Genomic DNA, 19,319 nt, shown 5'->3' with positions numbered 1-19,319 from the left:
CGCCTCGTCGTCTTAGTCAACCTGTTGCACGATAGTCTAACTAAAACTGATAGGTGGTGAGCTGTCGGTGCTGACGATCCTGATCAACGCTTGTGCAGGTCGATACGATCCGTGATCCATTTTGGGTTGCATTCAGGATTCAACGGCGGCGGACACGTGGACTCGTCGCCGATTCTCACGCTTAATCAGCGCGCCCTGCCACAGCAGAAATACCGCTGGAATCACCACCAGGGTCAACAGGGTGGCGCTGATCATGCCGCCGACCATCGGGGCGGCGATGCGCCGCATCACTTCCGAGCCGGCGCCGGTTCCGTACATGATGGGCAGCAAGCCGGCGATGATGGTAACGACGGTCATCATTTTGGGCCGCACCCGCAGCAGCGCGCCCTCGATCACCGCCTCGCGCAATTCGGTCAGGGTGACGGAGCGATTTTCTATCTGCGCCGCCGCCTTCCGCTGGGCCAGCGCCTGATCTAGATAGACCAGCATCACCACTCCGGTTTCCGCCGCGACTCCGGCCAGAGCGATGAAGCCGACGCCCACCGCCACCGACAGGTTGTAGCCTAGCCCGTACAGCAGCCACACGCCGCCCAGCAGGGCGAACGGCAGAGTCGCCATGATCAAAATCGCCTCGCCCAGCCGGCCAAAGCTGAGATAGAGCAGCAGAAAGATCACCGCCAGAGTGACCGGCGCGACCACTTGCAGCTTGGCCAGCGCCCGGGTCAGATATTCATACTGGCCGGACCAGCGCAGCGAATAGCCGGCGGGCAGCGCCACCTGTTCCGCGACCGCCTTCTGGGCCTCGGCGACGAAGGAACCGATGTCGCGACCCTGGATATCCACGTAGGTAATACCGATCAGCCGCGCATTCTCGCTTTGCAACATCGCCGATCCATCCACAATTTCGACGGCGGCGACTTGACTGAGCGGCACGCTGGCGCCGGTGGGCGTGATGATCGGCAGGGCGCGCAATTGATCCAGCGAGTCGCGAATTTCCTGGGGATAACGCAGATTGACCGGGTAGCGCTCCAGTCCCTCGACGGTCTCAGTAATGTTCATGCCGCCGACCGCCGTATTGATCACCTCCTGCACATCGCTGATGTTCAACCCCAGCCGGGCGGCGGCCAGGCGGTTGATGGCGATATCGACATAGCGGCCACCGGCCACCCGTTCGGAATAGACCGATACCGCGCCGGGAATGGCGCGAATGATCGGTTCCAACTGCTCGCCGATCTGCTGGATCACCTGGGGATTGCTCCCCGCCACCTTGATCCCCAGCGGGGTTTTGATGCCGGTAGCCAGCATGTTGATCCGGTTCTTGATCGGCATCACCCAGGCGTTGCTGACGCCGGGCAGCTTGACGCTGCGATCCAGTTCGGCGATCAGGTCGGCGGTGCTCAAGCCGGGTCGCCATTCCGAACGCGGTTTCAACTGGATCACGGTCTCGATCATGCTCAGTGGCGCGGGATCGGTGGCGGTTTCCGCCCGTCCGACTTTGCCGAACACCCGTTTTACTTCCGGCACGGCGCGGATCAGTTTGTCGGTCTGCTGCATCACTTCCACCGCCTTGCCGATAGCGATAGCGGGAAAGGTGGTTGGCATGTACAGCAGGTCGCCCTCGTCAAGATCGGGCATGAACTCGACCCCCAGCCGGGCCAACGGCCACCCTGCGGTCAGGGTCAGCAGTCCCGCCAGCACCACCACCGGCCAGGGATGACGCAGCACGGCGTCAACAAAGGGCCGATATCCGGCGATCAACAGCCGGTTGAGCGGGTTTTTATGTTCGGGCAGGATGTGTCCGCGCACGAACCAGCCCATCAGCACCGGCGCCAGGGTAATGGACAATCCCGCCGCCACCGCCATGGCGTAGGTCTTGGTATAAGCCAGCGGCGCGAACAGTCGCCCTTCCTGCGCCTCCAGACTGAACACCGGCAGGAAGCTGAAAGTGATGATCAGCAGCGAGAAGAACAGCGGCGGTCCGACTTCGCCGGCGGCCTGTTCGACGATGCGCCAGCGTTCAGCCGCATCGCGCGGCGTCTGCTTCTCCAGATGCTTGTGCAGGTTCTCGACCATGACGATGGTGGCGTCCACCATCGCGCCGATAGCAATAGCGATCCCGCCCAATGACAGGATATTGGCGTTGATGCCCTGCCAGCGCATGACGGCGAAGGCGGCCAGAATGCCCACCGGCAAGCTGATTAGAATCACCAGCGACGAGCGCAGATGGAACAGGAACAGGGCGCAGACGATGACCACGACGACGAATTCTTCGACCAGCTTTTCGCCCAGGTTCCTGACCGCTCGCAGAATCAGGTTGGAGCGGTCGTAGGCTTCAACGATCTCGACCCCTTCCGGCAATCCGCGCCGCAGTTGCTCCAATTTGGCCTTGACCCCTTCGATGGTGGTCAACGCATTCTCACCGGAGCGCATCACGATAATGCCGCCCACCGCTTCACCTTCGCCGTCCAGTTCCGCCGCGCCCAGCCGTAGTTGCGGCCCGATCCGCACCTCGGCCACGTCGCCAAGCAGGATCGGGGTGCCGGTGCTGCTGACTCCGAGCGGCACCTGCCGCAAATCCTCCACCCCTTGCAGATAACCACGAGAGCGCACCATATATTCGGCTTCGGCCATTTCGATCACCGATCCGCCGACTTCCTGGTTGGCGTTTTGAATCGCTATTCGCACCTGGGAGAGCGGCAGACCGTAGGCGCGCAGCCGGTTCGGGTCGATCACCACTTGATACTGCTTGACCATGCCGCCGACGGTCGCCACTTCGGAGACGCCGGGCGCCGACTGTAATTCGTATTTCAGGAACCAGTCCTGCAACGACCGCAATTTCGCCAGATCATGCTGGCCGCTGCGATCCACCAGCGCGTATTCGTACACCCAGCCGACCCCGGTGGCGTCCGGCCCCAGCGTGGGTTGAACCTGTGGCGGCAACCGGGGCGCAATTTGGCTCAGATATTCCAGCACCCGCGAACGCGCCCAGTACAGATCAACGCCATCCTTGAAAATGACGTAGACGAAGGAATCGCCGAAGCCGGAATAGCCGCGCACCGACACCGCGCCCGGCACCGCCAGCAACGCCGTCGCCAGCGGATAGGTGATCTGGCTTTCCACCACTTGCGGCGCTTGACCGGGATAGCTGGTCTTGATGATGACTTGCACATCGGATAAATCCGGCAAGGCGTCGAGGGGAATGTGGCGGGCGGAATACGCTCCCCAGCCGGCCAGCAGCAGGGTCATCAGCATGACCAGCAGGCGATTTTGGATCGAACTGTGGATGATCGCCTTGATCATGGCTGCGCCCCCGCTGGTTCGAGGGCGTCGATCTCATAGCGACCGTCTTCGCCCTGATGGAGGCGAAAGCGCACCTTGCCGCCCAGCTTGAGCGGCTCCAGCTTGAAGTTTCTGGCTGCGGGAAAGTCCATGGTCATGGCCGGCCAGTTCAGTTCCTGAATCGGCTCGTGAGTCACATTGACGGTGCGGGATTCGGGCACGACCGTGTTGATGACCCCCACCGCCCAGATTTCAGGCTTCGGCAGCGCGGTCAACCGTTGCAGGCTGGCGTGGACGCTGCTCTCGGAATCAAGCAGAAACTGGGCTGAGGTGACTACCTGTTCGCCTTCTTTCAGCCCAGCGCGGATTTCTACCTGATCGGCGGACTCGATGCCGATTTCCACCGAGCGCGCCTCGAAGCGGCCCGCGCCGAGCGCAATGATCACCCGCTGCCCGGCGCCGGTGCGGATCAGCGCTTCGCGAGGGATATGGAGAACCTTGGATCGGGGGGTGGCGTGAATGACGACATCGGCGAACATATTGAATTTGAGCCGCTCGCCGGAATTGGGAAAACGCAAGCGGGCGCGCAAAGCGCGGGTTTTGGGATCGACATCGGGGTAGATGTATTCCACAGTCCCCTGCCAGGTCTCGCCGGGACTTTGCGGCAACCGGACCTCGGCTTTCTGCCCGACTGCCAGCCAGCCGGCCTGTTGCTCGAACACCTCGACCTTGACCCAGACGGTGGATGCGTCGGCCAGGGTCATCAGTTCCGTCTCCGGTTGGACGTACATGCCCTGACGGATGTTGAGCGCTGAGACAATCCCGTCCTGACGGGCATACACGGCGGTTAACTGGCGGACGCGCCCCTCTTTTTCCAGTTGCTGAATCTGGCTCTCCGGCACCCCCAGCGCCAGCAGCCGGTCGCGAGCCGAGATTTTCAGCGGTTCCTGGCCGCCACGCTGCGATTGCAAATACTCCTGCTGAGCATTAACCAGATCGGGAGCATAGACCTCCAGCAGCAAATCGCCTTGGCGGACCCGCTCGCCGAGCGTGCGCACCTTGAGGTTTTCTACCCAGCCGCTGGCGCGCAGGTGGACGTGGCTGAGGGCGCGCTCGTCGTAGTCAATGTAGCCGACGGTCTCGATCCGCCGGGCCAGATCGCCGCGCTCGACCGCTGCGGTGCGCACCCCCAGGTGGTTGACGATCTCCGGGGCGATGGTAAAGCCGGGGCCGGCAGGATCGCGGTTGGCGCTATCGGCATAGACCGGGATGTAATCCATGCCCATGTCATCCTTGGCCGGGGTGTCGGAGAAAATGGTCGGATTCATCGGATGCCGATACTTGACCGGCGGCTTCTCAGTCGTTGCAGTTGGGGTGGAATGAGCTGGCGCTGGAGCAGCCGCTTCGGGGTTGAAATGAGCCAGATACGGTTGTAGCAAAGGCGCCAGCAGGATGCCGGCGCCGAAGAGCAGAATGGCGGCAAAGATTGCTAAAAGGGGTTTCATCGGAAAGCTCCCGGAAAAAATCGCGTGAATGCGGCGCGAGGCCGCACTGTTGGCAAGACGCGAGACCAGGGAGCGCTATAAACGCAGGATGCGGGAACGCTGCGGCGGTCGGGGGCCGATGATTTCGGCGGCGAGAGAGGGAGGAGGGTTCTGGCCGCTATTTTCCCAGACTGAGGGTAGTTGCCAGGCCACAACGATGGATTGCGACGGCCCATCCGGGGTGCCGGTTAGCAGGCCGTGACGATCAGTGACGCCGTGATGGGTAACCGAGTGCAGACAAGGAGTTACATCGCATGGTTGCTGAAAGAAGTCGGTATCGGCGGGTAGATCGGGCGTTATGACCTGATCAGGACAACAACCGTGGGCGCTGGACGGAAGCGCGGAGTTGGCAGGCGTTGGCATCGGGCAGGGATGACCGCCCAACGCCAGCAACCATGCCAGCAACAGCATGGTAAATACGCCAATGAGGTTTTGGACATGCTTGCGCTGCATCACTGGTCTCAAGGCCGGTTCTTTTTTGGTAAATAATTGCCGATGGACTACGTTCGATTCTTGTGGTTCCGGCTAATACCATAATCGGCCTCAAAAAGTCTATTCCGACCGGTTAAAAACTCTCTATCCTGATGATGGCCTAATGGCAGATTTCCTGCTCACTTCCTTTCTAAAATGGTGAAATCTTTGCTTAGGCTCATTGGGTGAATCGCGGTCGCGAAGTACCCTGACTTTCAATCAGTCGTAACTCACATTAGGAGAATTTCGATGAGCAATACGTTTGTCGCAGTTGCGTATGACGATATGTATTCGGCCCAAGAGGTGCGGTTGCGGCTGCTGCGGATGCAGAAGGAATATCTGATCGACCTGGAGGATGCAGTGGCCGCTGTTCGTAATGAGAAGGGCAAGGTCAAGCTGCATCAGATCCACGATTTGACCACCGCTGGAGCGCTTTCCGGCAGTTTCTGGGGATTGCTGATCGGTCTGATCTTCATGAATCCGTTACTGGGTCTGGCGGCGGGTGCAGCCGGCGGCGCGTTGAGCGGCGCACTGGCCGATATTGGCATCGACGACGATTTTATGAAGAAACTGGCCTCCGAGCTGAAACCGGGTTCCTCGATATTGTTCGTGCTGGTCAAGCATTTCACCCCAGACAAGGTCCTGGCCGAGCTGGAGGGTACCGGTGGCCGACTGTTAAAGACTTCGCTATCGGACGAGGATGAAGCCAAGTTGCAGGCGGTGCTGGATGCGGGCAAGACGCAGGCTGAGACGGCTGCTCCCAATCTGGAGAAGTCCGCCTAAATCACTGGGCGGGATTTTTCAGCGATAGCAAACGGGGCGCGTTCTCACGCGCCCCGTTTTTTAAGCGAACGAAGCAGCTACGAAGCCGGCGAGGGTGAAGCGGCCACCTTGACTGGCGGTGCGCTCATCTGTTCGGCCTCGGTCACCCAGCCGCCGCCCAGCGCCTTGTACAGATTGACCAGGGACGTGAACAGAAGGCCCTGATCCTGTACGTACTGGAGTTGGGCGGCATACAGGTTGCGCTCGGCATCGACCACCGTCAGGTAGTCGGAATAACCGTTCTGATAGCGGAGCGTCGCCAGATCCACATTGCGTTGCAGGGCGTTGACTTGCGCCGCCTGATCCTTCAACTGCTCGCGCAGCTTGCTGATCGCGATCAGGCTGTCGTCCACTTCCGCGAAGGCTTTCTGGATCACCTGCTGGTAGTTTAACAAAGCCTGTTGTTGCACGGCTTCCGCGACCTGCAACTGGCCGGTCAGGGCGCCACCGGTGAAGATCGGCTGGAGCAGTTGGCCGGCGAATTGCCAGGTCTGAGACGGACCCTTGAACAGATCGGAGAGATCGGAGCTGGCCGTTCCGAAAAATCCGGTGAGCGAGATGTTGGGGAAGAACGCCGCCTTGGCTACACCAATCAGGGCGTTGGCGGCGATCAACTGCTGCTCGGCTTGCCGGATATCGGGACGTCGCTCCAACAGCTCGGAGGGCAAACCGCCGGGGACTTGCGGCAATGCCAGTTGATCCAGGGTGATACCCCGGGCGATCTTGCCCGGATTGTGCCCCAGCAGCAGACTAATCGCATTTTCCTGCTGACCAATGAGCCGCTCCAACCGCGGCACCTGCACCGCCGCGTTCTGGTATTCGGCCACGGCCTGCTGGTAATCCAACTCCGAGATCAACCCAGCCTTGAAGCGCAGGCCGTTGATCCGCACCGCTTCGCTGCGGGTTCCCAAGGTCTCCCGGGTCACGACCAACTGCCGGTCGAGGTCCAGCAATTGCACGTAGCTGTTGGCTAACTGGCTGACCAGGGTCAGGATCACCGTGCGCTTGGCTTCCTCGGTGGCGAGCAGTTGGGCGCGGGCCGCCTCGGTGGCGTTGCGCAGCTTGCCCCACAGGTCCAGCTCGAACGACACGCCCAAATCCACCTGGAAGGTATTGACCGGGTTCGTTCCCGACGCCAGCGCGCCATCCTCGCTGGCGCGGGTGCGCGCCCCGGCGGCATTGGCGCCGACCTGCGGGAACTGCTCGGAACGGACCACACCGTAGCGGCCCATGTACTCTTCCACCCGCGCCGCAGCGATTTGTACGTCCTTGTTCTCTTGCAGCGCGGTCTGGATGAGATTATCCAATACCGGGTCGCGGAACTGATTCCACCAAGTCGTGTTGGCGAGGTCGTTGGCGGTCTGGATGTTGACTTGCCATTGTGCCGGGATCGGCACCTCCGGACGCTGGTAGGTCGGAGCGAGCGAGCAGCCGCCGAGAGCGATGCCGATGGCGAGGATAAGCGAGATTTTACGCATCGCGGTGCCCCCCTTCCGCAGGTACGGCCGGAGCAGCCGGTGCGGCTTCCAATGCCGCCGGTTCCTCCTGTGGAGGGTTAGGATGGGGAGCCTTTCCGCCGGATTTCTCGCTCAAGCCCTCGAACAACCGGAAGAACATCGGCACGAAGAAGATCGCCAGCACCGTCGCTGCGGTCATGCCGCCGACGATGCCGGTGCCGATGGAATGGCGACTGTTCGCCCCGGCTCCGGTGGCAATCACCAGCGGAATAGCGCCGAGGATGAAGGCCAGCGAAGTCATCAGAATCGGACGGAAGCGCAACCGCGCCGCTTCCACCGCCGCTTCCAGAATCGGCATCCCCTCCTCGTGCTTCATCACTGCGAACTCCACGATCAGGATGGCGTTCTTGGCCGCCAGTCCGACCAGGGTCAACAGGCCGATCTGGAAATACACATCGTTTTCCATCCCGCGCAGCCAGACCGCCAGCAAGGCCCCGAATATCCCGAATGGCACCGCCATCAGCACGCTGAACGGCAGCGACCATTTTTCGTATTGCGCCGCCAGAATCAGGAACACCATGATCAGGCCGTAGATGAACACCATCGCCGAATCGCCGCCGACTTTCTTTTCCTGATACGCCTGGCCGCTCCAGCCAAAGGAGTAGCCTTCCGGCAACACTTCGCGGGCGACCGCTTCCATGGTGGCGAGGGCCTGGCCGGAGCTGTAGCCTGGCGCGGCGCCGCCGGTCACTTTGGCGGAAGGGAAAGTGTTAAAGCGGGTAATCAGGTTCGGGGCGCTGGTGAATTCCACTTTGGTCACTGCATTCAACGGAACCATGCCGCCGTTGGTCGAGCGCACGTAAACCTGCTTGATATCCTCCGGGCGGGAACGAAATTCCGGGGCTGCCTGCACAATCACCTGCCACACCTGGCTGTACAGATTGAACTGACTGACGTACATCGAGCCGAACAGCGCTTGTAGGGTGCCGAATACGTTATTGACCGGCACGCCCAGAGTGTTGGCCTGTTCGCGATCCAGGGTCACGAACAATTGCTGCGAAGCGGCGTTGATGGTCGAGGTCAATCCACGCAGTTCCGGGCGCTGGCTGGCCTTGGCGACAAAATCCTTGGTCACCTGCGCCAGTTGCTTGGTGTCGCCGGCGCCGCGACTCTGAACCCAGAACTCGAAGCCGCCGGTGGTGCCGAGACCGGGAATCGCCGGCGGGTTGAACACTAGGGCGATGGCTTCGCCGATTTTGGCGAATTTCCCCATCACTTCACGGATGACGTTGGGGGCGCTTTCTTTCGGGTCCTTGCGCTCCTCGTAATCCTTGAAGGACACGAACAGCGTGGTGTCGGTGGTTTTGTACTGCGAATCCAGCAGGCTGTAGCCGTTGACCGCGACCACGCTGCCGACCGCCGGATTGGCGCGGAAGATGTCGCTCATTTGCGCGGCCGCCGCCTCGGTCCGATCCAGGCTGGCACCGTCGGGCATGATGCCTACGCCGAAGACATAGCCCTGGTCTTCATCCGGCACGAAGCTGCTGGGCACTTTGTTGAACAGGCCGAAAATCGCGACCAGCATCACCGCGAACAGCGCCAGTCCCAGCAGGATGCGTTTAGTGACAAAGCGCACGCTTTCGGCGTAACCACGGGTCATCCAGTCGAAACCCCGATTAAACGGGCCGAAGAAAATTCGATAGAGCAGGTCGGTGCGCTGGTCGCCGTGTTCTCCCGGCTTGAGCAGCAGCGCCGCCAAAGCCGGACTCAAGGTCAACGCCACCAGGCCGGAAATCGCCACCGAAATCGCAATGGTGATGGCGAACTGCTTGTACAACTGTCCGGTCATCCCGCCCAGGAACGCGACCGGCACGAACACTGCGCCCAGCACCAGCACCACTGCGATCACCGGCCCGGTCACTTCCTCCATCGCCCGATGCGCCGCTTCCTTGGGGGATAGATGGAATTCCGCCATGTTGCGCTCGACGTTCTCGACCACCACGATGGCGTCATCGACCACGATGCCGATGCACAGCACCATGCCGAACAGGGTCAGCATGTTGATCGAGAAGCCGAGCAGGTACATCCCGCTGAAGGTGGCGATCACCGAGATGATTACCGCCAGGATGGGAATGACGGTGGCCCGCCAGCTTTGCAGAAAGATGAACACCACCAGGATGACCAGCACGATGGCTTCCAGCAGGGTCTTCACCACCTCGTCAATCGAAGCCTTGACGAACTTGGTGGTGTCCAAGGCGATGGAGTAGTCGAGTCCGGACGGGAAGCTCTTCTTTAGTTCCTCCAGCGTCTCCCGCACCTGTTTGGAAACCTCCAGGGCGTTGGCTCCCGCCTGCTGGTACACCGCGAGGGCGGTGCCGACCTTGCCATTGAAGCGGCTGCGCAGGTTATAGCTTTGCATCCCCAGGGTCACGTAGCCGACATCCTTAAGCCGCAACACCCCGGCGCCGGTGGAACTGGCGCGCAGGATGATGTTCTCGAACTCCGCCGGCGTAGTCAGTCGGCCCTGGGTAGAGACCGGAAAAGTCAGCTCCACTGGACCGTTGGTCGGCGATTGGCCGATCTGGCCGATAGCGAACTGCTGGTTCTGGGTCTGGATGGCGCTGATCACTTCGTCGGTGGTCAGGCCCAGCTCGCTCATCCGATCCGGTTTCAGCCAGATCCGCATCGCGTAGTTGGGAACGCCGAAGATGCTGGCCTGATTGGCGCCGGGAATCCGTTGCAGGGCGTTGAGCACGTACAGATAGGTGTAGTTGCCGACGAAGGTCTCGTCCTGGCTCCCATCCGGCGAATAGAGCGCGATGACCATCAGGAAGGTGGATGATTTGGTCTGGACCTTCACCCCCTGTTTGGATACCTCCTCCGGTAACTGCGGCAAGGCCAGACTCACCTGATTTTGCACGTTCACCTGAGCGATGTTCGGGTCAGTGCCGATGTCGAAGAACACGTTCAGGGTCATGTCGCCGGTCGAGGAGCTGGACGAATACATATACATCAGGTTATTGACGCTGTTGACCTGCTGCTCGATAGGAGCGGCCACGCTTTGCGACACCACCTCGGCGCTGGCGCCGGGATAGGTGGCGCTCACCGTCACCTGCACTGGAGTGATGTCGGGGTACTGAGAGATCGGCAACACGCCCATCGCCGACAGCCCGGCCAGAGTCAGGATGATGGAAATGACCGCAGCGAACACCGGGCGGTCGATAAAGAAGTGGGAGATCATGGGGCGCTCTCGTCAGGGTTTGAGTGGCGTGGCGCTGGGCACTTTCGCCGGTTCGGGCGCGGGTGCGGCGGCGGATCGAATTTGCACTGGCGCACCCGGTTGCAGGCGCACCGCGCCGTCCACCACGACCCGATCCCCGCTTTCCAGCCCGGAATTGACGATCCACTGGTCGCCATACCAGTCGCCCAACTGAACCGGTTTGGGCTGTGCGGTGTTATCCGGGCTGACCACGAACACGAATTTGCCGCTCGGTCCCTGCATCACCGCCACCTGCGGCACCATAATCGCATTGGGACGAACCGCGCCCTTGAGCTGCACCCGCACGAACTGACCGGGACTGAGTTGATTGCTCGGGTTGGGCACCACGGCGCGGATGTTGTAAGTGCCGGTTTGCGCGTTGACCACCGGATCCACGAAAGTGATCTGGCCTTTCTGGGGATAAATGGCGCCATCAGCCAGAATCAGCTCCACTTCCACCTTGTCCAGTCCCGGTCCTTTCAATTGTCCGGCTTCCTTCTGGGCCTTGATTTTCAGGACTTCGTTTTCGCCCACTCCAAAGTTAACCCACATCGGGTCGATCTGGACGATGGTGGTCAACTGGGCGTTTTTACCGGCTGGCGTAATCAGGGCGCCCTCGCGGAAATTGGCGCTGCTGGACAGGCCGTTCAGCGGCGACTTGATGGTGGTGTAGCCCAGATTCAATTGCGCGGTCTCCACCTGCGCCTTGGCCGCCTGCACCTGGGCCTCGGCGGTCATTACGCCGGCAGTGGAGTTATCCAGATCCTGCTGGCTGACCGCGTTTTGCTTGGCCAGCGGCTTGACCCGCGCCAGAGTCTGACGGGCGCGAGTCAACAGCGCTTCCTGCTGGGCCAGGACGGCCTTGGCATTGTCCAGCGCGGCCTGGAAGGGCTTGGGATCGAGTTGGAACAGCAGTTGTCCGGTTTTCACCAGACTGCCTTCGACATAGGCGATTTTGTCGAGATAGCCCTCGACCCGGGCGTTGATTTCCACTTGCCGGGAACTGGCAGTCTTGCCGGTAAACTCGAAAGTCGCCGGAGTATTTTCCGGTTTGATCTCGACCACGGTGATCGGGGTCGGGGGTCGAGTCGAGGGCGGAGTTTGGGCCAGTGCGACAGGACTGATGAGTCCTCCCACGAGGGCCAGCGCCAGCAGGCCGGGAAAATGCCTTGGCGGAAATTGCGATTCTTGTTGATTAAGCACGTTCAATTCCCCATGAATGATTGCCACAAATGCCGTTCGCTACGTTCGAATCCATTTGGGTAAGCGCAGACTCGCCCTCGCGATAAGAATAGGCCATTGGGTTGATAAAGTGGCGGTCAAAATGGGCGGTTATTCGCCGTGTCTGGCAGTTTACGGGGCATGGCGAATTGTCTCGCTGACATCCTATGCGCTCTTTTCATTATTCCAAAATCGGTCATGGACATGCGTCCGTGGTTTCGGGGATGAACTTAAATGGATAGTTCGGTTCCCGATAATCGCCGGCTTTCTGCCGCTTCGGTAGCTTGATCTTTTCGTGCGGCAGGTCTTCGTAGGGAATCTGGCTCAGCAGGTGGCGGATGATGTTGAGCCGCGCCCGCTTCTTGTCGTCCGAGTTCGCCACATACCACGGTGCCCAAGCGGTGTCGGTTGCCGCGAACATCGCGTCGCGTGCCCGCGAATAATCGTACCAATGGCTGTAGGATTGCAGATCCATCGGCGACAATTTCCAGATCTTGCGCCCGTCATCGATCCGCGCTTCGAGCCGGCGGCTCTGTTCCTCGGCGCTAACTTCCAGCCAGTATTTGATCAGGATAATGCCGGAATCGGTCATCGCCTTCTCGACCTGCGGCACCATTTCCAGGAAACGCTTCGCCTGCTCCTCGGTGCAGAATCCCATCACCCGCTCGACCCCGGCGCGGTTGTACCAACTGCGATCAAAGATGATCACCTCGCCGGCTGCCGGCCAGTGCGGGGCATAGCGTTGGATATACATCTGGGATTTCTCGCGCTCAGTTGGGGCGGTCAAGGCCACCACCCGGAAGATGCGCGGGCTGACCCGCTCGGTGATCGCCTTGATCGTTCCGCCCTTGCCCGCGCCGTCCCGACCCTCGAAGACGATGCAGACCTTGAGTCCCTTATGGCGAACCCATTCTTGCAGCTTGACCAGTTCAACATGCAGTTTCGCCAAGTCCCGGTCGTAGTCCTTGCTTTTCAGTTGATTGGGGGTCTGGGTATCGTCTGGGCCTTTTACGACTTTGCTATTACTCATGGCGTTTTTCCTCCAAGGTGATGACCGGCACGGGAGACGGTCGGCGTAGGTTGTCGATCAGAATGTAGACGCTGGTCAAGAGTACCCACAGCGGGAAGACCAGCAGAATCGCTTCGATGTAGCGGCCGCTGAACAGGAGCAACAGCGCCACTGCGTAGCCGAGCCACGCCATCCAGCGGGCGAGAAATCCGGTGCGAAGCGCGAGGGTAGATGTGACGATCATGAACACTCCCGCCATCTTGATTGCGTAGATGTTCATGATTTCATAGGTGATGGCGCGGGCGAAAGTGAAGGTCGCGGAGCCGAGCAACCGCTGCGGGTCGGCGGTATGGGCAATGATGATCCCACCCACCACCGCCGCCGAAAAGAACAGCATGGCGAGGAACAGCAGCCCGCTGCCGAGAAAGACGGTGGCAAAGAAACGGTCTTCCCGTTCCCCCAAGCGGTCGCGCAACACGCCGATGAACCACAAAAAAGCGATGCCGGCGAATGGTACCAGGTTCAGCGCCAGCGCTACGGTGCTGGCCCGGGTCTGAAGCCATGCCCCCGCCTCTAACGGATCAGCCGGAACCGACAGCCGGAGGAGGAGGATACTGGTTATCAGCAGGATCGAAAAAAGGATACCGGCGATAGCGGCGGCGCGGGGTGCTCGCAAGCGTTCGGCGGTCAAGTTTAATTCTGGCGGCATCTTGTTTTCCGTAGCACTGAATATTGAATGGGGCAGCGTTGCGATCACGTTCGCATTATTTCTCAGCCCGCCCGCGTGACAGGCCCAAGCCCTGCCGGTCTTCCTGCAATGCCATGAGCTGATCCTCGGCATCGAGGAGCGAGTGTCCGATCACTAGGTTCAAATGTTGGAGATAGCGCTCCACTACCGCCTTGCGGTCGATCTCGGTCACGGAATCCGCCAGGCCCACCAGCGCCGAGCGCAGCCGGCGCATCACCTGCACCGAACTGACGCCGTACTGGCGGATTTCGTCGAAGGCCAGCGCCAGATAGTCCTCCCAAGTGGGTGTCGGGAAGATCAGCCGCACAACCCCCTGATCGTCGGTGACACAACCGGCATCGAGCGCACGTCGACCGAGCCGGCGCAGTAAATCCTCGATCTGGTCGAGAGCCTGGACCGCCGTGGTCGGATCGTTAATCGCCGGGGAGAGAGCCTTGATGGCGATGTCCACCAATAGCCGCAGGGGATACTTGGGATCCTGCTCGAAGGTGCGTTCCCTCGCGACCTGGATCGCCTGCCGGAGCAGGGTTTCCGCCTGTGGCTCCCGGCTGCCGTGCACGCGCAGTAGCAGGGTGTCATCGACCAGAGTGTCGCCGACGGCGCATTCCATCACGATCACTGCATCCATCTCCTGAGCGTGTCGGACTAACGTATCGATCTGGAACCGAGCCACGGTCTGCGGCTCGCCCGAGTAGCGCAACGTCTGGGCGACCGGGCGCTGCTGGGCCGATTCGGACGCGGTTTGCCATGACTCCGGCGCGGCGTCCCCTACCGTATCCAGGCGCGGGAACATCGTGCGAATGACCTCGCGCCCTTGCTGACCGACGAAATGGAGTACATTGGTAATCTGAATATTGTTCAGCCGCTGCACCAGCTTGGCGAAAACCATCATGCTGAGGATCAGCAGCACCGTCACGAGCAGGACCGAGAACAGGGGCACTTTGCCGCTCCCCCCGCGATCGATCCAGGCCAGGGTGGCGATGGCATAAAAAAACGTGGCGGTGAACAGGCCGAGCGCATGAAACAGCACCGGGTCGCGGCCAAACCAGGCGACCAGGCGCGGGGAATAGGCAATGGCGCTGAATTGCACCATGACAAAGGCCAGCGCGAACACGATGCCGGTCAGCGCCATCATCCCGGAAGCGATGGCGGACAGCGTGGCCTGAGCCGACGCGACCGACATGCCGTGGCTGTAGTCGGCAAGGTATTCCTGCTCCAGTCGCGGAAAAACCAGGCCGCAAACAAGGGTTACGATTATATACAGCATCGGAATGAGCCAGGGCGGTATCGTTAGTTCACGGAATCTCAGGGTTTTCCACTTGTTCACTGTCCATCACCGCCGTTCCGGTGGGGCATCCGCGCTGGTGATGATGAACACATCGTTCACTTCGGTGATGCGGAAAATTTGCGGCCTGGGGGCAGCCGGGAGATCGCTTTCGCTCAGACCGGCGCTCTGTAGCAGGTGTGCGCGGACGGTCGGATCGTTCAGCGCCACCCGATCATCCTCCAGCCATGCCCGGACGGTTGGATCTTGCGGCTGGAAGATGTGGACCTCCTCGTGACCACGCCCCAGCATCGCGTAGACCGGTGGATCGCCCACCTGCATGTACTTGGCGTAACCCCGTGCTTCGTACCCCTTCGCTGTTTCGGCCACGCTGGCAGGAGTTTTACTCTGGCCCTCGTAGATCGGCCCGCGCTCAAAACGGTGGCCTTTTTCCAGCAGATAACCCTTCAGGGATTTGATGACGGCGGCCAGATCAGTGGCCGGCTTGGTTTTATTGCTCATGGGAAATTCTCCTAAAAAAACAGTTTTCCGTGACAAGGTTGGAAAGGATTCAACAAGCGCCGCCACAGAACGGCACCAGCAACCTTCATCGGCTCGCGTACAACAGCCGATTGGCCTCTTTGAAAAAATCGGGTTGCGGCAGCAGTTCGCTGCTGGAGAACCGAACGAACAGGGCAGTGATCCGGCGGTCTTTTCCCATCACGATTTCCTCGAAGATCATCGAGTTGGCGACCCGGGGCGACCCAGGGGAAACTTTGGTGTTGGTGTGGTCCAGGGTGAGCGGGACCGCTTCCAGTTGCAGATACTTTTCCGGTTCGCTCAACGTGGCGGCGATTTTGGCGAGATGTTTGTCGAGCGTAGCCGAGTCAGTGCGCAGTTGGCCCAGTTCGGTTTCAAGGCGCTGAAGCTGCTGTTCAATGGCATCGAAATCGGGCAGTTCCGAGTCCGTTGGTTCCGTCAAGGCTTCCAAACCCAGTTGCGCCTTTTTCAGGAGGCTGGCTTTTTGCTGGAGCAGTTGCCGCTGTTGCTGCTCCAGTTGCGTCTTTTGAACGCGGCTGTCCATCAGGCGCTGCAACGCAGTTTCGACCAGATGATCGAAGCCCCGCCTCATCAGCTCCCGGCGGGTGTCCTGTTCGTTGTCGGTGAGGCAGACCAGCCGGTGGTTGCAAAAGTTGACGACGGTCTGGGGTACGTCCCGCCGGAGGATGTCCCCGTCCATCTCGATTCCGAGCGTGTTCTTTTCGGCCCGAACCGCGCCGAACCCGGCGTACAGCTCTGTGGGCAGGGGGTCAGGCGCCTGTTTCAGGTAGTTCCGCATCCCGTCGCTGAAACTCAGGATTTCCCGCAGATGTTCAGGCGAGGCGAACAGGGCACGCAGCCGGGGATCCGTCATGTAGCCCTGCCGGTCGGCGGTGATAGCAGGCGGCAGGGTATTGACGAAGGTCACTACGAAGTCAATCGCGTGATCCACCGCGTTCCACAGTTGGCGGCGGTAGTGGCTCACCGCCCGCAAGCGGGGATCGGTACCGTCCACCAATCGCTCGATGGCCCTCAGCATCAAGTCCTTGTCGAATTTTCCGGGCTGGATCGGGGCCGAGGTGAAAATGGACTGCAAGAAGCGAAAGGCCATGAGGGTTCTCCTTTGCTATGCTGGCGTCGATGAGGCGAGCTTAAAGTATAAGAAAAAAGTATTTAACTTACAATGAGTTGATCTTTACACCAAGCCAGGCAGGACGATCCCGAAACTCAGCCCGAATTACGCGAAAAGCCTCAACCTTTAGACCGGGGATGGCGAGCGCCTGCCTTTGGATTGTTCTTCCTTGGGTCGGGAATCCTGCGATGTTGTTGTGCCGCCTTGCTTGGCAAGTTCCTTGGATTGCCAGCCCAGTACTCAATGTCGTCGGCACGTTTCAGGGTCGCCCGATCAGCACATAAATGGCGCTCTCGCCCGATCCCGACAACCCGAATCCCAGGAAGGCCGGGCCAATCCAGGTGTCTGAGCCGAAGAAGATGCTCCCACCGTAGCCATTCTGTTCAGGACTCAAGATCACGTTTTGGCCGGTGTTGGGGTTGCGGATCACGCCCTCCGACAGCCAACCGGCTTCCAGGGAGGCGCCCAGGTAGAGGCCGCGCCCAATGGGCGGAGGCAGCGCGGCAATCTGGCGGTAATAGGCCAGGCCGGCAAAAGCCATGTCATTGCTGCGGAACTGCTGGTTGGCATAGCCGGAGAGATTGAGGAAGCCGCCCAAGGGGAATTGGTCGTAATAGGGCATCTGGTCGCCGAAGCTGCTTCCACCCTTGAGTTTCAAGGCGAGGGTGTTGAGCCCGAAGCTATAGGCGGTGGTGGCGCTGAGGAAGGCCCGGGTGTATTGGACATCCGCCCCCAGCGCCTCAAGCGGATTTTGCACCTCCAGCAAGACTCGGGTCCCCGAACGCGGGACTGCGGCGCTGTCGAGGGTGTCGTAGAGGAGCCGAGCGCGCAACCCGGTGTCGGTGATCCGTTCTTCCGGGAGTTCGGGCGAGCCGGTGTCCAGCGTGACCTTGGTCTGGCCGTAATAGGCGCCGGCCCGAAGCTCCACTTCGTGCAGTGTGGTCCCCATATCTGCGCCGATCCTCCCGCGCACCACATCGTAGCGTGCGACCCGCTGATCGTTGAAGAAAACACTGTCCGGGCTTAGGTTGAGGTTCAGATAGGGGGCGATGAAGGCTGCTCGGTCGAGGCTCAAGGGCTGATAGAACTCGGCGCGCAGGCTTGGGGCATTGCCCAGCGTCAATTCGGCTCCAAATTCGGCTCCGAGTGAGTTGATCCAGGTCTGGTCGTAAGTAGCGCGCAGGCCGAATTGACTGTCGCCCCTGTTGTCGGTCGAAAGCCCCAGTCCGAAGCCCAGATAGCCGGGACCCCAGGCTTTCTCCACTGCGTTGACGATGAGCAGGTCGCTGCCATCTGACCGGGGTTGGAACTGGTAGCTGATGCGTTCGTAATCGCCTTGGCCGTAGTTCTTCTGGATGTCGTCTTCCAATCGGGCGCGATCCAGTGGCTTGCCTTGTTGGGCTTTGACCAGGTTATCGAAGACCCCTGGGTTCACCCGCTCGAGGCCGGCGATCTGCACCTCACCCACTTGCCGCGCTGGTTGGCCCGGGCCGAAGCGCCCGTGCTGCCAGGTGGCGTACTCGGCCTCGCTTAGGCTATAGCGGGCAAGCTGGGGAGCTGCCTTGCGGGCAGCCGCTACACCGGTGGCGATAGCCTCCGGGGCGCGGGCAAAATCGCCGGCGGTGATGTCGCCCAAGTCCGGGACGATCAGCACGTCGCGCTTGGGGTCGATCTGCTTGAGCGAGACCTGGACGTTCTGCTCGGTCAGGATCGCGATCATTTGGCCGGTGACGCCGAGGATGTTGCCGAGCTGGTCGCGGGGGAGGTACCCGGATCCCAGGTTAACGGCGATGATGACGTCCACGCCCATCTTGCGGGCCACATCAATGGGCAGGTTGCGGACCAGGCCTCCGTCCACGTAGATGTGGTCCTGCCATTCCATGGGCGCGAACAAGCCGGGCACCGACATGCTGGCGCGCATGGCCACCGGCAGCGGCCCGTGGTCGAAGACCGCCATCTGGCCGTTCTCCAGGTTGGTGGCCACAGCCCGGAAGGGGATCGGGAGGTCATCGAAGCGTTGGACCGTCTCCGCACCCTTGACCAGGTCGTTGAAGAACAACTGGACCTGCTGACCCGAGATGGCTCCCTTGGGCAGTTTGAGCTGACCGTCCCGCATCCCCACCGTGAAGTCGAAGGTTGGGGCGTCGGACGCCTGCTTGCGTCGGGCGGGCCAGTCCTTGCGCGGGGGGTCGTCGTTAAAGAGGACATTCCAGTCGACCTGGGAGACTCGCTGCTCCAGGACCTCCGGCGTCAGCCCAGCCGCGTAGGAGCCGCCGACCAGGGATCCCATGCTGGTTCCCACCACCGCGTGGACCGGGATCCGCAACTCCTCCAAGACCTTGAGTACCCCGATATGGGCCGAGCCTCTGGCTCCGCCTCCGCTCAGCACCAGGCCGATGCGCGGATGGGCGCGATCAGCAGCGGCCGAAGAGGTCCAGGGCACCACCAGGGACAAAGCGGCGAGCGCGGTGGCGAGCAGGGCGAACAGGGTCCGTCTCATTGGGAGCCTCGTCTAAATGCAGTGGGTAGAAGCTATTGGTAGATTGGGCGATAGGGTACAGGATTGCATAGCC

Annotated in this window: 13 protein-coding genes; 1 reads left to right on the top strand and 12 read right to left on the bottom strand. The window is 60.9% G+C overall.

Annotated features, from left to right (window positions below; genetic code table 11):
- Positions 1 to 132: 132 nt before the first annotated feature.
- From BN874_RS11250 to BN874_RS11240, 3 genes are all read right to left on the bottom strand, one after another.
- Entirely contained in the window at positions 133 to 3,300 is a 3,168-nt protein-coding gene (locus tag BN874_RS11250) for an efflux RND transporter permease subunit (protein WP_051497734.1), read from the bottom strand.
- The gene (locus BN874_RS11245) at positions 3,297 to 4,784 is read right to left on the bottom strand and encodes an efflux RND transporter periplasmic adaptor subunit (RefSeq protein WP_051497733.1); all 1,488 of its coding nucleotides are present in this window, start codon (positions 4,782 to 4,784) and stop codon (positions 3,297 to 3,299) included. Before BN874_RS11245 ends, BN874_RS11250 begins: the two co-directional genes overlap by 4 nt.
- A 75-nt stretch (positions 4,785 to 4,859) precedes the next feature.
- On the bottom strand, positions 4,860 to 5,276 hold the full coding sequence (locus BN874_RS11240; RefSeq protein ID WP_034433292.1) for a hypothetical protein: 417 nt from the start codon (positions 5,274 to 5,276) through the stop codon (positions 4,860 to 4,862).
- Positions 5,277 to 5,543: 267 nt separating this feature from the next.
- Here BN874_RS11240 and BN874_RS11235 point away from each other — a divergent pair, with 267 nt between their 5' ends.
- On the top strand, positions 5,544 to 6,077 hold the full coding sequence (locus BN874_RS11235) for a DUF1269 domain-containing protein (protein ID WP_034433290.1): 534 nt from the start codon (positions 5,544 to 5,546) through the stop codon (positions 6,075 to 6,077).
- Positions 6,078 to 6,154: 77 nt separating this feature from the next.
- Here BN874_RS11235 and BN874_RS11230 read toward each other — a convergent pair whose 3' ends face one another.
- The 9 genes from BN874_RS11230 to BN874_RS11190 form a co-directional block, all read right to left on the bottom strand.
- Entirely contained in the window at positions 6,155 to 7,594 is a 1,440-nt protein-coding gene (locus tag BN874_RS11230; RefSeq protein WP_034433288.1) for an efflux transporter outer membrane subunit, read from the bottom strand.
- Positions 7,587 to 10,814 (bottom strand): efflux RND transporter permease subunit, encoded by a 3,228-nt coding sequence (locus BN874_RS11225; RefSeq protein ID WP_034433286.1) that lies wholly within the window; start codon positions 10,812 to 10,814, stop codon positions 7,587 to 7,589. The genes BN874_RS11230 and BN874_RS11225 overlap by 8 nt, the downstream gene beginning before the upstream one ends.
- Positions 10,815 to 10,826: 12 nt before the next feature.
- On the bottom strand, positions 10,827 to 12,035 hold the full coding sequence (locus tag BN874_RS11220; protein ID WP_081756327.1) for an efflux RND transporter periplasmic adaptor subunit: 1,209 nt from the start codon (positions 12,033 to 12,035) through the stop codon (positions 10,827 to 10,829).
- Positions 12,036 to 12,249: 214 nt separating this feature from the next.
- Positions 12,250 to 13,083, bottom strand: a complete 834-nt coding sequence (ppk2, locus tag BN874_RS11215) for a polyphosphate kinase 2 (protein ID WP_034433284.1) — start codon at positions 13,081 to 13,083, stop codon at positions 12,250 to 12,252.
- Positions 13,076 to 13,771 carry a hypothetical protein gene (locus BN874_RS11210; RefSeq protein ID WP_051497731.1) on the bottom strand — a complete coding sequence of 232 codons (696 nt, stop codon included), beginning with the start codon at positions 13,769 to 13,771 and terminating at the stop codon, positions 13,076 to 13,078. The genes ppk2 and BN874_RS11210 overlap by 8 nt, the downstream gene beginning before the upstream one ends.
- Positions 13,772 to 13,826: 55 nt before the next feature.
- Positions 13,827 to 15,077: a DUF2254 domain-containing protein gene (locus BN874_RS11205; RefSeq protein ID WP_081756326.1), complete on the bottom strand. Its 1,251-nt coding sequence runs from the start codon at positions 15,075 to 15,077 to the stop codon at positions 13,827 to 13,829.
- A 66-nt stretch (positions 15,078 to 15,143) separates the two neighbouring features.
- Positions 15,144 to 15,596, bottom strand: a complete 453-nt coding sequence (locus tag BN874_RS11200; protein ID WP_034433280.1) for a hypothetical protein — start codon at positions 15,594 to 15,596, stop codon at positions 15,144 to 15,146.
- Positions 15,597 to 15,681: 85 nt separating this feature from the next.
- Positions 15,682 to 16,725 carry a hypothetical protein gene (locus BN874_RS22570; RefSeq protein ID WP_051497730.1) on the bottom strand — a complete coding sequence of 348 codons (1,044 nt, stop codon included), beginning with the start codon at positions 16,723 to 16,725 and terminating at the stop codon, positions 15,682 to 15,684.
- A gap of 280 nt (positions 16,726 to 17,005) precedes the next feature.
- Positions 17,006 to 19,246: a patatin-like phospholipase family protein gene (locus tag BN874_RS11190; RefSeq protein ID WP_034433278.1), complete on the bottom strand. Its 2,241-nt coding sequence runs from the start codon at positions 19,244 to 19,246 to the stop codon at positions 17,006 to 17,008.
- Positions 19,247 to 19,319: the final 73 nt, after the last annotated feature.

This window comes from Candidatus Contendobacter odensis Run_B_J11 (assembly GCF_000531125.1).
GTDB lineage: Bacteria > Pseudomonadota > Gammaproteobacteria > Competibacterales > Competibacteraceae > Contendibacter > Contendibacter odensensis.
This window is presented reverse-complemented; position numbering and strand designations above follow the sequence as displayed.